Source organism: Streptococcus suis, from assembly GCF_902702775.1.
Lineage (GTDB): Bacteria > Bacillota > Bacilli > Lactobacillales > Streptococcaceae > Streptococcus > Streptococcus hashimotonensis.
Map to the genome: position 1 here is coordinate 390,939 of NZ_LR738724.1, position 15,107 is coordinate 406,045.

The 15,107-nt window shown below is 42.3% G+C and carries 13 protein-coding genes and 2 pseudogenes; 13 read left to right on the top strand and 2 right to left on the bottom strand.

Annotation, left to right across the window (positions count from 1 at the left end):
* The first annotated feature begins 157 nt into the window (after window positions 1-157).
* From gmk to GPW69_RS02085, 13 genes and pseudogenes are all read left to right on the top strand, one after another.
* A complete protein-coding gene (gene gmk, locus GPW69_RS02030; protein WP_004194155.1) occupies window positions 158-784 on the top strand; it encodes a guanylate kinase in 627 nt (208 codons plus the stop codon).
* 23 nt (window positions 785-807) lie between these two features.
* Complete coding sequence (gene rpoZ / locus GPW69_RS02035) at window positions 808-1,122, top strand: DNA-directed RNA polymerase subunit omega (protein ID WP_004194153.1); 315 nt, start codon at window positions 808-810, stop codon at window positions 1,120-1,122.
* A 343-nt stretch (window positions 1,123-1,465) separates the two neighbouring features.
* Complete coding sequence (locus GPW69_RS02040) at window positions 1,466-3,856, top strand: primosomal protein N' (protein ID WP_074391003.1); 2,391 nt, start codon at window positions 1,466-1,468, stop codon at window positions 3,854-3,856.
* Window positions 3,857-3,987: 131 nt separating this feature from the next.
* Entirely contained in the window at window positions 3,988-4,926 is a 939-nt protein-coding gene (gene fmt, locus GPW69_RS02045; RefSeq protein ID WP_074391004.1) for a methionyl-tRNA formyltransferase, read from the top strand.
* Window positions 4,913-6,226, top strand: coding sequence for a 16S rRNA (cytosine(967)-C(5))-methyltransferase RsmB (gene rsmB / locus GPW69_RS02050; protein ID WP_074391005.1), 1,314 nt, complete (start codon window positions 4,913-4,915; stop codon window positions 6,224-6,226). The genes fmt and rsmB overlap by 14 nt, the downstream gene beginning before the upstream one ends.
* Window positions 6,227-6,263: 37 nt before the next feature.
* Complete coding sequence (locus tag GPW69_RS02055; RefSeq protein WP_004194145.1) at window positions 6,264-7,001, top strand: Stp1/IreP family PP2C-type Ser/Thr phosphatase; 738 nt, start codon at window positions 6,264-6,266, stop codon at window positions 6,999-7,001.
* A pseudogene (gene pknB / locus GPW69_RS02060) lies at window positions 7,001-8,557 on the top strand (Stk1 family PASTA domain-containing Ser/Thr kinase); the annotation flags it as partial. The gene GPW69_RS02055 and the pseudogene pknB, both read left to right, overlap by 1 nt.
* Window positions 8,531-8,995, top strand: a pseudogene (locus tag GPW69_RS10895) (PASTA domain-containing protein); the annotation flags it as partial. The pseudogenes pknB and GPW69_RS10895, both read left to right, overlap by 27 nt.
* Window positions 8,996-9,283: 288 nt before the next feature.
* Window positions 9,284-9,979 carry a cell wall-active antibiotics response protein LiaF gene (liaF, locus tag GPW69_RS02065; RefSeq protein WP_024384079.1) on the top strand — a complete coding sequence of 232 codons (696 nt, stop codon included), beginning with the start codon at window positions 9,284-9,286 and terminating at the stop codon, window positions 9,977-9,979.
* Window positions 9,976-10,992, top strand: coding sequence for an envelope stress sensor histidine kinase LiaS (locus GPW69_RS02070; protein WP_002937028.1), 1,017 nt, complete (start codon window positions 9,976-9,978; stop codon window positions 10,990-10,992). Before liaF ends, GPW69_RS02070 begins: the two co-directional genes overlap by 4 nt.
* Window positions 10,964-11,605 (top strand): response regulator transcription factor, encoded by a 642-nt coding sequence (locus tag GPW69_RS02075; protein WP_074391007.1) that lies wholly within the window; start codon window positions 10,964-10,966, stop codon window positions 11,603-11,605. Before GPW69_RS02070 ends, GPW69_RS02075 begins: the two co-directional genes overlap by 29 nt.
* A 49-nt stretch (window positions 11,606-11,654) precedes the next feature.
* On the top strand, window positions 11,655-13,055 hold the full coding sequence (locus GPW69_RS02080; protein ID WP_024377222.1) for a bifunctional Cof-type HAD-IIB family hydrolase/peptidylprolyl isomerase: 1,401 nt from the start codon (window positions 11,655-11,657) through the stop codon (window positions 13,053-13,055).
* Between the two features lies 1 nt (window position 13,056).
* Window positions 13,057-13,428: a S1 RNA-binding domain-containing protein gene (locus tag GPW69_RS02085; protein ID WP_002937017.1), complete on the top strand. Its 372-nt coding sequence runs from the start codon at window positions 13,057-13,059 to the stop codon at window positions 13,426-13,428.
* 25 nt (window positions 13,429-13,453) lie between these two features.
* On the opposite strand, the gene cysK is transcribed toward GPW69_RS02085, so the two are convergent.
* The gene (gene cysK / locus GPW69_RS02090; protein ID WP_002937015.1) at window positions 13,454-14,380 is read right to left on the bottom strand and encodes a cysteine synthase A; all 927 of its coding nucleotides are present in this window, start codon (window positions 14,378-14,380) and stop codon (window positions 13,454-13,456) included.
* Window positions 14,381-14,469: 89 nt separating this feature from the next.
* Window positions 14,470-15,102: a YigZ family protein gene (locus tag GPW69_RS02095; RefSeq protein WP_044769501.1), complete on the bottom strand. Its 633-nt coding sequence runs from the start codon at window positions 15,100-15,102 to the stop codon at window positions 14,470-14,472.
* Between the last annotated feature and the right edge of the window lie 5 nt (window positions 15,103-15,107).

Sequence of the window (15,107 nt, forward strand, 5' to 3'; positions counted from 1 at the left end):
TAGAAGAGTCCGAAGGGCTCTTTTTCTACTGGCTCAAAGTTCGTTTAGGGTTGGGAATAGAAAATAGGAATAGGAAATATTCTAATCGTATTTAAAAGCAGTTGAAATTCATGCTAAATTTTGTTACACTAGAATGAAAGATTTAAAAGGAGATATCATGAAAGAGCGAGGCTTACTCATTGTCTTTTCTGGCCCATCTGGTGTTGGAAAAGGAACAGTTCGAAAGGAAATTTTTGAAAGCTCTGATAATAAATTTGAATATTCTGTATCCATGACGACACGTCCACAGAGACCGGGAGAAGTTGATGGAGTTGACTATTTCTTCCGTAGTCGTGAGGAATTTGAAGATTTGATTCGCCAGGGTCAAATGTTGGAATATGCAGAGTACGTTGGAAATTACTATGGAACACCTCTGACCTATGTCAATGAAACTCTTGATAAGGGAATTGATGTCTTTTTAGAAATTGAAGTACAGGGTGCCCTCCAAGTGAAGAAAAAGGTTCCAGATGGGGTGTTCATTTTCTTGACACCACCTGACTTGGAGGAGTTGCAAGATCGCTTGATTGGTCGCGGAACGGATAGTGAGGAAGTTATTGCTCAACGTATCGAACGTGCCAAGGAAGAGATTGCCTTGATGCGTGAGTATGATTATGCAGTTGTGAACGATGAAGTCCCGTTGGCTGCTGAGCGTGTCAAGCGTATTATCGAAGCAGAACATTTCCGTGTAGACCGAGTGATTGGTCGCTACGATGAAATGATTCGTGAACAGATAGCAGAACGATAAAAGAAAGAAGAGAGAATCGCATTATGATGTTGAAGCCGTCAATTGATACCTTGTTGGATAAGGTACCATCTAAGTATTCTTTGGTTATTCTTGAGGCTAAGCGTGCCCATGAATTGGAAGCAGGTGCCAAACCAACTCAAGAATTCACCTCAGTGAAATCCACCCTACGCGCCTTGGAAGAAATTGAATCAGGTAATGTAGTCATCCACCCAGACCCAGAAGCGAAACGTGAGGCTGTTCGTCGCCGTGCCGAAGAGGCTAAACGTTTGGCGGAAGAAGAAGAGCGTAAAATCAAAGCTCAAATTGCTAAAGAAAAAGAAGAAGGCGAAAAGATTTAGAAACAAGACTCGGTTGGGATTGCCATCCGGGTTTCTTTTCACTTTCGGAATGATGAAAGTTTTGACAGAAAGGAGGCAGGTTATTTAGTTTATCTTTTAATATTTGGGGAGTGGGAAAGAACTCGACCAAGATAAAAAGAGTTCGTCTTCCCCCCCCCGCACAGTTGATTAGGCTAGATTTGGAGTGCAAAACACGAACAAATCTGCCAATCAACCACTGCGCTGAGATGTTGACACGAACTATGAGTAGTGGTCCTGGGCTTTTTGCCCAGCCTCGTTATACATAAAGTGAACCTTGTTCGCATCAGTCGTGGTATTAGAAGGTAAAATAAATGGAGATGGTATGTTAGCACAGATTATTGTAGACGTCCCTTTGATGCAGACAGATCAAGCTTATTCCTATCGAGTTCCAGCTGAGTTGGAAGAGGGACTCAAGGTTGGCGTGCGTGTCCATGTACCCTTTGGTAAGGGAAATCGGCTGATTCAAGGTATTGTAGTTGATTTGATTGATGAAGATGATGAAAATAGCTTACAAGACTTGAAAGAGCTTGCCGAGGTTTTGGACTATAGTCCTGTTCTCAATCAAGAGCAATTTTGGTTGGCGGACCAGATGAGGAAGTCGGTCTTTTCCTATAAAATTACTCTCTTAAAATCCATGTTACCCAGCTTGCTCAATTCGACCTATGACAAATTGCTCCGTCCAGGGCTTGGTTTGGAAATGGCAGAGCAGATTAGTCTGTTTGGTGATAAGGAGCAGATTCGTTTTTCTGACTTGGACGTGACAGAGCAAGGGAAAATCATGCGTCTGGCCCAGTCAGGAAAAATCTTGGTAGACTATGTGGCCAAGGATAAGAAGCAAATCAAGACAGAAAAATGGTACCGAGTTTGTCTGGAGAAATTACGAGAAGCAGACATTAGCAATCGGGCTAAAAAACGGCAGCAGTTAAGGGAATTTCTTCTGGAACATTCTGAAGACCAGCTTCTTTCAAACCTAAAATCGGACTATTCAGCTGATACGCTCCGCTATTTCCAAGAAAAAGGCTATATAGAAGTCTGGGAGGAGGAAGTGTCGCGGACTCAGGGTGTTTTTGATAAGGTAGAAAAAACGCAGGCCTTGGATTTGAATCCAGAGCAGGCCATTGCGGTTCGTGAGATTGTGGCCTCTATCGGTCAGGAAAGTCAGACATTTCTACTGCAAGGAGTGACTGGCTCTGGGAAGACGGAAGTCTATCTCCAGGTTATTGATAGGGTCTTGAAAATGGGGAAAACGGCTATTATGTTAGTGCCTGAAATTTCCTTGACTCCTCAGATGACCAATCGTTTTATTTCTCGTTTTGGTCAGCAGGTTGCTATTCTGCACTCGGGCCTGTCTGATGGTGAGAAGTACGATGAGTGGCGGAAGATTGAGGCGGGGAATGCCCAGGTGGTTGTCGGGGCCCGTTCGGCCATTTTTGCCCCTTTGACAAACTTGGGTGTTATCATCATTGATGAGGAGCATGAGGCGACCTACAAGCAGGACAGCAATCCACGCTACCATGCGCGTGATGTGGCAAAGTTGCGGGCGGATTATAATCGAGCGACCCTGGTCTTGGGGTCTGCTACGCCGAGTCTTGAAACACGGGCTCGGGCTAGTCGAGGAGTCTATGGAAGACTGACTCTTAACCAGAGGGCCAATCCCTTGGCTCGTATTCCAGAAGTGGAAGTTGTGGATTTCCGTGATTATATCGGTCAGCAGGAGGCTAGTAATTTCACCCCTGTTTTGATTGAAAAGATAAGAGAAAAATTGGCTCGTAAGGAACAGGTCGTTCTTATGTTGAATAGGCGTGGTTATTCTTCTTTTGTCATGTGTCGTGATTGTGGTAGCGTTGACCAGTGTCCCAACTGTGATATTTCCCTTACGCTCCATATGGACACAAAAACGATGAATTGCCATTATTGTGGTTTTCAAAAGGGGATTCCTCAGACCTGTCCAAACTGTCAAAGTCGTTCTATTCGTTATTATGGGACGGGTACGCAAAAGGCCTACGATGAATTGCAGGAGCTCTTGCCAGAAGCTAGAATTTTGCGTATGGATGTGGATACTACCAAGAAAAAAGGTGCTCATGAGGACTTGCTCGAACGGTTTGGTCGAGGCGAGGCCGATATTCTTCTGGGAACTCAGATGATTGCCAAAGGCTTGGATTTTCCAAATGTGACCCTAGTTGGGGTGCTCAATGCGGATACGGCTCTGAATTTGCCTGATTTTCGGTCTTCTGAGCGGACCTTCCAGTTGCTAACTCAGGTAGCTGGTCGGGCTGGTCGAGCTGATAAGGAAGGGGAGGTCCTGATTCAGACCTATAACCCCAATCATTATGCTATTGCTTTTGCCAAAGAGCAGGATTATGAAGGTTTCTATCGTTATGAGATGGGCATTCGGAAAAATCTTGGTTATCCACCTTACTATTTTACGGTGGGTCTAACCTTTTCGCACAAGTCAGAAGAATTTGTCGTGAAAAAAGCCTATGAAACTGTAGCCTTTCTCCGTCAACACTTAACAGATGCAATTCAAATCTTGGGACCGACGCCCAAGCCTATTGCCAGAACTCATAATCTCTACCACTACCAGATCATCTTGAAATACCGGCATGAAGACCGTTTGGAAGAGGTATTGAATCAGATTTTGGATTGGACACAGGAGAGAGAAAATCAAGATTTGCGACTGATTATTGACAATGAACCGCAGAATATGATGTGAGGTCACTATTGACCTTGCATTTTTTTGTTTTAAGAACCTTTGATTAAGGAAAAAATAAGCAAAAATGATATAATTAGGGGATAGTATAATTGATATGAATCAGAAAATGAAAAGGAGATGAGAACACGAATATGACAAAGTTGATTTTTATGGGAACGCCAGCGTTTTCAGCGACGGTCTTAAGAGGACTCTTAGCTGATGGAAATTACAACATACTGGCAGTTGTAACCCAGCCAGACCGAGCTGTTGGACGAAAAAAAGTCATCCAAATGACACCTGTGAAAGAAGTAGCCTTGGAATACAATTTACCAGTCTATCAACCAGAGAAGCTATCTGGAAGCCAAGAAATGGATGAGCTGATGGATTTAGGAGCAGATGGGATTGTGACGGCAGCTTTTGGACAATTCCTACCGACTAAATTACTGAACTCAGTTGACTTTGCGGTCAATGTTCATGCTTCTCTTCTTCCTAAATACCGTGGCGGTGCCCCTATTCATTACGCTTTGATTAACGGTGATGAACGTGCTGGCGTAACCATCATGGAAATGGTCAAGGAAATGGATGCCGGTGACATGATTTCCAGCGATAGCATTGCTATTGAAGAAAGCGACAACGTCGGCACCTTGTTTGAAAAGTTGGCCGTTGTTGGTCGAGATTTATTATTACAAACCTTACCAGCCTATATTGCTGGTGACTTGAAACCAGTCGCTCAAAATCCAGAACTGGTAACCTTCTCACCAAATATCCAGCCAGAAGAAGAGGCACTGGATTGGAATAAGACAGCTCGTCAACTATTTAATCAGATTCGCGGTATGTACCCGTGGCCCGTTGCCCACACCTATTGGCAAGGGGAACGGTTTAAAATTCAAGAAGCTGTAGAAACAGAAGGTGAAGGACCAGTCGGTCAAGTCATTGCTCGAAGCAAGAAAGAATTGATCATTGCGACAGGTCAGGGAGCCCTTTCTCTGAAAACTGTCCAGCCAGCTGGTAAGCCAAAAATGACCATTGCAGACTTTTTAAATGGCGCAGGTCGAGATATTGCAGTAGGAGATCAATTTGGTGATCAATAAACATGAAACAGCAAGAAGTCTAGCCTTATCTGTATTGGAACAAGTCTTTGATCAAGGTGCTTACTCGAACATCGCTCTCAATAAGGCCCTAGAATCTTCTCGTTTATCAGCACAGGACAAGGGCTTGGCGACCGAGTTGGTTTATGGGACGGTTTCTCGTAAAATTACCCTAGAGTGGTATTTGGCACATTTTATCGAAGATAGAGAAAAGTTGGACACTTGGGTCTACTATCTCCTCATGTTGAGCCTCTACCAGTTGGTATATTTGGATAAATTGCCTGTTCACGCAGTTGTCAATGAAGCTGTTAATCTCGCAAAGAGAAAGCCTGGAACTGACAAATTTGTCAATGCTATTTTGCGCAAGCTTAGTCAGGATTCGTTGCCGAAACCAGCAGATATTAAAAGAAAGAACAAACGTCTATCCGTTCAGTATTCTGTGCCAGTTTGGTTGGTCCAAACCCTGATTGCAGAATATGGCGATGAACGTGCAGAGAAGATTTTCCAAAGCTTACATGATCGGAATAAGGCCAGCGTACGCGTGACGGATAGTCAACAAGTGGAGCGATTGGCAGAGGAGTTAGGCGCCCAACACTCGCAGTTATCACCAGTTGGATTGGTTAAATCTCATGGACACTTTGCGGGGACAGATTATTTCAAGGAAGGGCTTATCACTATTCAAGACGAAACCAGTCAATTGGTAGCTCCGACTTTGGATATTCAAGGAGATGAAATCATCTTGGATGCCTGTGCAGCTCCGGGTGGAAAGACCTGTCATATGGCAAGCTATCTTACGGATGGAAAAGTTTATGCGTTGGATTTATATGATCATAAACTAAACCTGATTGAAGAAAACGCACTTCGTTTAGGTCTAGAAGATAAGATTGAGACCAAACGTCTGGACGCCAGTCGTGTTCATGAAACATTTGGCCCTGATACCTTTGATAAGATATTGGTAGACGCTCCTTGTTCAGGTATTGGACTTATCCGCCGTAAGCCAGATATTCGTTATAACAAGGTATCGATGGACTTTGATTCTCTAAAGAATATCCAGTTGCAGATACTGGACAGTGTTTGCCAAAGCTTGAAAATTGGTGGTATAATAACCTATAGCACATGTACGATTATTGCTAAGGAAAACCAAGAGGTTATTCAAGAATTTCTGCAAAACCATCCCAATTTTGAGCAGGTGACACTAGAACACCCTCAAACAGATATTATGGTGGATGGCTGCTTGTTGATAACCCCTGAACAGTATAAGACAGATGGATTTTTCATCGGTCAACTTAGACGAAAATCCTAGAATAAGAGGAGGAAGTTGCTTAGCAACGATAAAAATTATGGAAATTGCATTACTTACTGATGTAGGACAGAAACGTTCGAACAACCAAGACTATATCAATCGCTACAAAAACCGTGCAGGGATTGATTTGGTCGTGTTAGCTGATGGAATGGGTGGTCACCGTGCCGGCCATATTGCCAGTGAAATGGCAGCAACAGATTTGGGAGCTGCTTGGGTTGATACTCAATTAGTGACCTTAAATGATGTCCGTGAATGGATGGTTGCAATCATTGACGCTGAAAACCAAAAGATTCATGAACTTGGACAGACAGAAGAATACAAGGGGATGGGAACAACTCTTGAAGCAGTTGTTGTCATCGACAACCAAATGATTTATGCCCATGTCGGAGATTCACGAGTTGGATTGATTAGAGATGGCGAATATACACGTCTAACCAACGACCATTCGCTGGTAGGTGCCCTTGTTCGAGCTGGTCAGCTCACAGAAGAAGAAGCACAGCGTCATCCTCAAAAAAATATTGTAACGCAGTCCATCGGACAAGCCGAACCAATTGAACCAGACATTGCTTTGAAAACTCTTGAAGTTGGAGATTACGTCCTTATTAACAGCGATGGCTTAACCAATATGGTACCAACCGAGGACATTCGTGATATTGTATTGAGTGATGTTTCGATTGAAAGCAAGGTAGAAACACTTGTACGTTTTGCCAATAATGCAGGCGGTCTAGATAATATTACAGTAGGTTTGCTTCACATTACGGAGGAGGCTAGGTAATGATTCAAATCGGTAAGATCTTTGCCGGTCGGTATCGAATCGTTCGGCAAATTGGTCGAGGCGGTATGGCAGATGTTTACCTAGCAAGAGATTTGATTTTAGATGGAGAAGAGGTTGCTGTTAAAGTTCTTCGGACCAACTATCAGACAGATCAAATTGCTATCCAGCGTTTTCAACGTGAAGCGCGTGCCATGGCAGAACTTGACCATCCCAATATCGTTCGTATTTCGGACATCGGCGAAGAAGATGGTCAACAGTATCTGGCTATGGAATATGTCAATGGCCTCGATTTAAAACGTTATATAAAAGAAAATGCACCACTCTCCAACGATGTTGCGGTGCGAATTATGGGACAGATTCTCCTTGCTATGCGAATGGCGCACACGAGAGGAATTGTCCATCGAGATTTGAAACCTCAGAACGTCCTTTTGACTTCCAATGGAGTCGCTAAAGTAACAGACTTTGGTATTGCAGTTGCCTTTGCTGAAACGAGTTTGACACAAACCAACTCCATGTTGGGTTCTGTTCACTATCTTTCACCTGAGCAGGCGCGTGGTTCGAAAGCTACCATTCAAAGTGACATTTATGCGATGGGAATCATCCTTTTTGAAATGTTGACGGGTCGCATTCCCTATGATGGAGACAGTGCTGTGACGATCGCTCTTCAGCATTTCCAAAAACCTCTCCCATCTGTTAGAGAAGAGAATGCCAACGTACCTCAGGCTTTAGAAAATGTTGTACTAAAAGCAACGGCTAAAAAATTAAACGAGCGCTATAAGTCGGTTGCAGAAATGTATGCAGATTTAGCTTCGGCTCTATCCATGGATCGTCGGAATGAACCCAGGGTTGAACTAGAAGGGAACAAGGTTGATACAAAAACCTTGCCGAAACTCTCCCAGGCCAATGTTGAAACGAAAGTACCGCATACAAACAGTTCTGCCCAAACTTCTGCGACGGATAAGGGGCCTGGTAAGAAAGAAGTGGCGAAGTCGGGAAATAAGCCTGTTTCAAAACTAAGGTCAGGTATGCGTACACGCTACAAAGTCTTGATAGGGGCTATTTTGTTAACAGTCATAGCGGCTGGACTCATATTTTTCAACACTCCACGAACAGTTACCGTTCCTGATGTATCTGGTCAAACCGTTGAAAAAGCTACAGAAATGATTGAAGTGGCAGGATTGGAAGTTGGAAACATCACAGAAGAAGCGACAGCGACTGTAGATGAAGGCTTGGTAATACGGACCTCTCCGGCTGCAAAGACGACCAGACGTCAAGGAAGTAAGATTGATATTGTAGTAGCAATGGCTGCGATGGTATCTATTCCAGATGTGACAGATAAGGATTCTGACACTGCACGGCAGGAATTGGAGGCTCTTGGTTTCCAAGTGACAATAAAAGAAGAATATAGCGAAAAAGTTGCCCAAGGTCTCGTTATCAAAACAGATCCAGGAGCAAATAGTTCTGCTGAGAAGGGGGCGAAAATTACCCTTTACGTTTCCAAAGGAGTAGCGCCACAAGTTGTTCCAAACGTTGTTGGAAAAACTCAGGAGAATGCTACTCAAATTCTTCAGACAGCAGGCTTCAGTATTGGAACTATTACTCAGGAATATAGCTCATCTGTTACTGCGGGTCAGGTTATCAGTACAGATCCTGTTGCCAATACAGAGTTGACAAAAGGTTCTATCATCAATCTAGTTGTTTCAAAAGGAAAAGAATTGATTATGCCTGATTTGACATCTGGCAATTACACCTATTCACAGGCACGTAGTCAATTACAAGCACTGGGTGTCAATGTGGAAAGTATTGAAAAACAAGAAGATAGAAGCTATTATTCAACGACAAGTGACATCGTCATTGGACAATATCCTGCTGCTGGCGCAACAATTGATGGAACAGTTACCTTGTATGTCTCCGTTGCATCAACCGGTACCAGTAGCGATTCCTCAACAGGAAGTTCCACTAGCACAAGTACTTCAACAGATAGCGGACAATAAAGATGAATAAGGTTGGGCAGATGCCGAACCTTTTTCTCTTGATTAGAGAGCGTAGCTTGTGAGCGGTCCCCTATGCCAAAATTGTTTCCTTCTGTCCATCAAGGGTGATGGCCTAGGAGTGATTTGCATAGTTTATAGTCATGTTTAGTTTATTTTGCTTGTCTTGTTAATTTACTTTGCCGTACCCAAGTACAGCCTGCATCTCGTTGCTTTGAACTAATATTTCCTACTTTGGATGGAGTTCTTTTACTTATTTTTTGTTACAATAGTATAGAAAGGATGGAGAAGATGCGGAAAGTTCAATTTTTTCTACTAATAGAAAGTATGATTTTTACGATGGCAGCCTTTGATGTGGTAGCCAATGAGGCCAGTCGGACCCTGCTACTTTTCTCTGCCTTATTACTCATCATTTGGTACTTCCTAGGAAGAAAAGTCAACAGTGTTTTACTGGTCAGCTCCTTATCTCTATTATTTTTGGTCTTTGTTTTAAATCCCTTCTTCATTATTGGGATTATGCTACTAGTCGTCTACATGCTGATTAATTTCTTTTCACGTTATGAAAAGAGAAACCAATATACCCACATTGTTTTTAGTGACTATTCTCTACAGGTTCAAAAAGAGAAAAATAGATGGTTTGGCAACCACGACCACTCTCAAGATAGGTTTGGTTTTGAAGATATTAACATTGTACGCTTGTTTGGCAATGATGTAGTTGATTTGGATAAGACTGTATTAGTTGGCAGAGATAATATTGTTGTAATTCGTAAAACGTTTGGACGGACAAAAATTATTGTTCCAATTGATGTTGAGGTAGCACTTTCAGCAACTAGTATCTATGGACGAGTAAGTTTCCTGGGTGAATCATACTGGGATTTGCGGAATGAAAGTATAGCGGTCAATAGTCCCGATTATCAAGAATCACACAAACGTGTAAAAGTCGTTACCAACAATATACTGGGAGATGTGGAGGTGGTTCGCGTATGAGAAAACGTACCTACCTACTCCTCGCCTGGTTTGCCTGTCTTATTGTTTTTGTGGTGATTGCTTCCACCCTCCCACTTTTAAATTATTCATTGCTAGATGTTACGCTCTGGATTTCAACGGAGCAGCTCGTGTTTACTCTCATTCTACTAGTTATTGTTTTGACCCTTTTTCTAGCTGTAATGGTACAAACTGTCAGCCTAGCCTCCACTCAGGTTATGCGGACGAAGTTACAAGCTATCTTGAAGAATAAAAGTATTCGAACAGATACCGAAAGTGATCAACTTTTGCTTCAGTTGTCTGATAAGGTCAGAAACCTCACGCGTCAGGTGCAGCTGGTTGACAATCAAGATTTAGTCAAGAAAGAAGAGATTGTTGAGGGAGAACGGAAACGGATTGCCAGGGATTTGCATGATACGGTTAGTCAAGAGTTATTTGCAACGAGCATGATTTTGTCAGGATTATCGTCCAATCTATCCACTCTTCCGCAGGAAACCTTGCAGGAACAGCTGATGCTCGTGAAAGACATGATTGAGTCTGCCCAAAGAGACCTACGCATCCTATTATTACATCTACGCCCAAGTGAACTTGAAAGTAAAACCTTGGTTGAAGGATTTGAGCTGATTTTGCGTGAAGTTAGCGACAAAAGTAATATTATCGTTCATTTCCAACATGAAGTAGAGGAGCTACCGAAACTAATTGAAGAACATCTCTTCCGCATTGCGCAAGAAATTATCAGTAATACCTTGCGACATGCCAAGGCCAAGCATTTGGATGTTTACCTCTTGCAGAAGGAAACAGAACTGCAGTTGAAAATGACAGACGACGGTATCGGCTTCCAACAAGGTGCAGATGATGAATTAAGTTACGGTCTTCAAAACATACGTGAGCGGGTTGAAGACATGGCTGGAACGATAAAAATTCGCACAGCCCCAAATAAGGGAGTAGCGATTGATATTCGTATCCCACTATTGAAAGGAAAAGAAGATGAATACGATTCGAGTGATGCTGGTTGACGACCATGAGATGGTTCGTCTAGGATTGAAAAGTTACTTAAATTTACAGCCAGATGTTGAAGTAGTTGCAGAAGCTAGTGATGGCGAGGAAGGTTTGGCTAAAGCATTAGAGGTTAAACCCGATGTTGTAGTGATGGACTTGGTTATGCCCAAGATGACTGGCGTAGAAGCAACCCTGGCCTTGCTGAAGGAGTGGCCGCAAGCGCAGATTGTTATCCTGACCTCCTACCTAGATAATGAAAAAATCTATCCTGTGCTGGAAGCAGGAGCTCGTGGCTATATGTTGAAAACGTCAAGTGCTGACGAAATCTTAGCAGCCATCCGCAAGGTAGCTCTTGGAGAATATGCTATTGAGACAGAAGTAGAGAAAAAAGTAGAGCACCATAAACGCCACCCAGATTTACATGATGACTTGACAGCTCGTGAACGCGAAATCTTGACGCTGTTAGCCAAGGGATATGATAATCAACGAATTGCAGATGCGTCATTCATATCCTTAAAAACTGTTAAAACCCATGTTTCCAATATCTTATCCAAACTAGCTGTGAGCGACCGTACTCAAGCAGTTGTTTATGCTTTCCAGCATGGTTTGGTGGCGCAAGAGGACCAATAGTGGTATAATGAAAATTAGTTAATTTTCAACCAAAGGATAGTGGAATTATATGGATGCAAAACTCAGATATAAGGCAAAAAAAATAAAAATAGTCTTTTTTGACATTGACGACACGCTACGTGTGAAGAATACAGGCTACATTCCTGAATCAATTCAGCAGGTTTTCAAATCACTGAAAGAAAAGGGAATTTTGACAGGAATTGCGTCAGGACGAACGCCTTATGGTTTGGTGCCAGAAATCAAGGCCTTAAAGCCAGACTTTTTCGCTATGATTAACGGCTCCTACGTAGAAGATGCCAAAGGTCAGGTAGTGTACCATCAGCCAATGCCCCAAAATTTAGTAGAATCTGTATTAAATTGGGCTAAAGAAATTGGAATCGAATATGGTATGCTTGGTAGTCAAAAAGGGACACTTTCTGCACGAACTGACCGCATTAGTCAAGTAATTGACTTGATTTATGAAGGTTTGGAAACAAACCCAACTTTTTATAAAGAAAATGACATCTATCAATTGTTAACTTTTGAGAAAGATGGTCACGAAGTAGAACTTCCAGAAGAGTTGCAAGCGGAATTGCGTAGTGTTCGCTGGGATGCTATTTCATCGGACATTGTGCTAAAAGGCTCTTCCAAAGCAACTGGTGTTGCTAAGGTTGTTGAAAAGCTAGGCCTGAAACCTGAAAATGTCCTAGTGTTCGGAGATGGACTCAACGATATTGAGTTATTCGATTATGCAGGAATTAGTATCGCTATGGGACATTCGCATCCAGAACTGCAAAAGCATGCAGATTATATCACAAAAAAAGTAGAAGAAGATGGCATTTTCGATGCCTTGGAGAAATTAGGTATGGTAGAAAAAGAAAAATATTTCCCGCAATTAGATTTGGAAAATGTTACAGGGCCAGTTGCGCATATCAAGACTAACCACGGTAAGTTAACAGTAAAACTCTTCCCTGAAATTGCACCTAAAACTGTAGCAAATTTCGTAGCTCTTTCTAAAGATGGCTATTATGACGGAATTATCTTCCATCGTATTATCAAAGACTTTATGATTCAAGGTGGCGATCCAACCGGAACAGGTATGGGTGGTGAATCTATTTATGGTACTGCGTTTGAAGATGAATTTTCAATGGAAGCTTTTAATCTCAGAGGAGCCTTGTCAATGGCCAATGCAGGACCAAATACAAATGGAAGCCAATTCTTTATCGTTCAAAACCAAAACTTCCCATACAATGCGAAAGAATTAGAACGAGGCGGTTGGCCTAAAGAAGTTGCAGAAGCCTATGTCAAAAATGGCGGGACACCACATCTAGACCAACGCCACACAGTGTTTGGTCATCTAGTTGATGAAGAATCCTTCGTCGTCTTGGATGCTATCGCAGCGGTTGCAACAGATTCAGCAGATCGTCCACATGAAGATGTTGTAATTGAGACCATCGAAATAGAGGATTAAGATGAAAATCGGAGATAAACTCAAGGGGACGGTAACGGGCATTCAGCCGTATGGAGCCTTTGTACAATTAGAGAATGGGACGACGGGCCTAATCCATATCTCGGAAATCAAAACAGGCTTTGTTGATAATATTTATGATCATTTAAAATTGGGGCAAGAGGTTTTGGTACAGGTAGTTGACTTTGATGAATATACTGAAAAGGCTAGTTTATCAATCCGGACCTTAGAAGAAGAACAACAAAAAATTCCGCGTCATCATCGTTTTACAAATGAACGGAATAAAATTGGTTTTTCCCCTTTAGCAAAACAACTTCCGAAATGGATTGAGGAAGCTAAAGGCTATCTCAAAGAACACAAAGAAAAGAAGGTATAGGATGCATTCCTAACCTTCTTTCTTTTTAATCATTAAACTCGTAAAGAGCTGTTGACAAGTAACGTTCTCCGTTATCAGGCAAGATTGCTAACACTTTTTTTCCAGTTCCCAACTCCTTAGCGACTTCGATAGCAGCGTGAATTGCTGCACCTGAAGAAATACCAACTAAGAATCCTTCTTTTCCACCGATAGCACGACCTGTAGCTAAGGCATCATCGGATTTGACACGAATAATGCCATCATAGGCGCTAGTGTCCAAAGTATCTGGAATAAAACCTGCCGAAATACCTTGGATCTTGTGCGGACCAGGTGCTTCACCAGATAAGACAGCTGATTCATCAGCTTCGACAGCATAGATAGCAATATCTGGATTTGCTGTCTTCAAAACATGCGAAACACCTGAAACGGTACCACCAGTACCAACGCCAGATACAAAGGCATCTAAACCAGTTGTTCCAAAGTCTTCCAAAATTTCCTGTCCTGTTGTATCTTCGTGAACTTTTGGATTGGATGGATTAGCAAACTGGAAAGGAACCCAGCCATTTTTTTCTTCAGCAATCTCTTTTGCTTTGGCGATAGCCCCCTTCATCCCTTCGCTACCAGGAGTCAAGACAAGTTCAGCTCCATAAGCTTGGATAATCTTACGACGCTCAACACTCATGGTTTCAGGCATGACGATAATCACCTTATAACCTTTTGCTGCTCCAACCCAAGCAAGACCGATACCAGTGTTACCACTTGTTGGCTCAACAATAGTATCTCCAGGTTTGATTGTACCAGCCTTTTCAGCATCTTCAATCATAGCCAAGGCGATCCGGTCTTTTACAGAAGATCCTGGGTTAAAGGCCTCTAATTTCACATAGACTTCCGCTGCTCCCTCTGGAACGATATTATTGAGTTTAATAACAGGTGTTTTTCCAACTAATTGAGTAATGTTTTGATAAATAGCCATATGGCACCTCCAAATAATGTTATTATACATTATATAGTAGAAAGTCAAAAAAGGATAATATAAAAAAACTATCTCGCCGATAGCTTTTTTTAATAGACAGGTACCTCAACGATTCGAGAGTTGGTTTTTCTTGCGGATACTTTTCCGTGGTAAAAATCAGTGAGACTTGCTAATGTTTGTTCAAGGAATTCTTTATCTACAAAAATCATGGTTGAAACTTCAGTAGTAAACTGGGTATCAAATTCTTCCAGACCTTGCTCAGCTCGCCAATTGGCAAACTCTTGGTATTGGGCGTAGGACATACTAATGGAAATACCTTCCTGCTCCTTGACTTCCACAACACCGATCTCCTTGACTGCATTAGCCACTGCTCCAGCGTAAGCACGAATAAGTCCGCCTGCCCCTAGTTTGATACCTCCAAAATAGCGGGTAACCACTGTTGCGACATTAGTCAGTTCGTGATTTTCTAAAACCGTCAGCATTGGCACACCAGCAGTACCAGACGGCTCCCCATCATCTGAGGAACGCTTGATTTCCATATTTTCTCCAAGGACAAAAGCAGAGCAGTTATGAGTAGCCTTGTAATGTTCTTTCTTGATCTTGTTGATAAAGTCGCGAGCTTCCTCCTCGCTGGTCACTCGTTTCATAAAGCAGATAAATCGTGACTTTTTAATTTCTTCTTCAACAATACCATCTTCTCTAATTGTTTTAAATTCTTTCATAACCA

Coding starts and splice junctions, on each gene's coding strand:
- rpoZ (WP_004194153.1), top strand. CDS start 808: ATGATGTTGAAGCCGTCAATTGATACCTTGTTGGATAAGGTACCATCT.
- cysK (WP_002937015.1), bottom strand. CDS start 14,380: ATGGCTATTTATCAAAACATTACTCAATTAGTTGGAAAAACACCTGTT.
- GPW69_RS02075 (WP_074391007.1), top strand. CDS start 10,964: ATGAATACGATTCGAGTGATGCTGGTTGACGACCATGAGATGGTTCGT.
- GPW69_RS02080 (WP_024377222.1), top strand. CDS start 11,655: ATGGATGCAAAACTCAGATATAAGGCAAAAAAAATAAAAATAGTCTTT.
- GPW69_RS02095 (WP_044769501.1), bottom strand. CDS start 15,102: ATGAAAGAATTTAAAACAATTAGAGAAGATGGTATTGTTGAAGAAGAA.
- GPW69_RS02040 (WP_074391003.1), top strand. CDS start 1,466: ATGTTAGCACAGATTATTGTAGACGTCCCTTTGATGCAGACAGATCAA.
- GPW69_RS02055 (WP_004194145.1), top strand. CDS start 6,264: ATGGAAATTGCATTACTTACTGATGTAGGACAGAAACGTTCGAACAAC.
- GPW69_RS02070 (WP_002937028.1), top strand. CDS start 9,976: ATGAGAAAACGTACCTACCTACTCCTCGCCTGGTTTGCCTGTCTTATT.
- fmt (WP_074391004.1), top strand. CDS start 3,988: ATGACAAAGTTGATTTTTATGGGAACGCCAGCGTTTTCAGCGACGGTC.
- gmk (WP_004194155.1), top strand. CDS start 158: ATGAAAGAGCGAGGCTTACTCATTGTCTTTTCTGGCCCATCTGGTGTT.
- GPW69_RS02085 (WP_002937017.1), top strand. CDS start 13,057: ATGAAAATCGGAGATAAACTCAAGGGGACGGTAACGGGCATTCAGCCG.
- liaF (WP_024384079.1), top strand. CDS start 9,284: ATGCGGAAAGTTCAATTTTTTCTACTAATAGAAAGTATGATTTTTACG.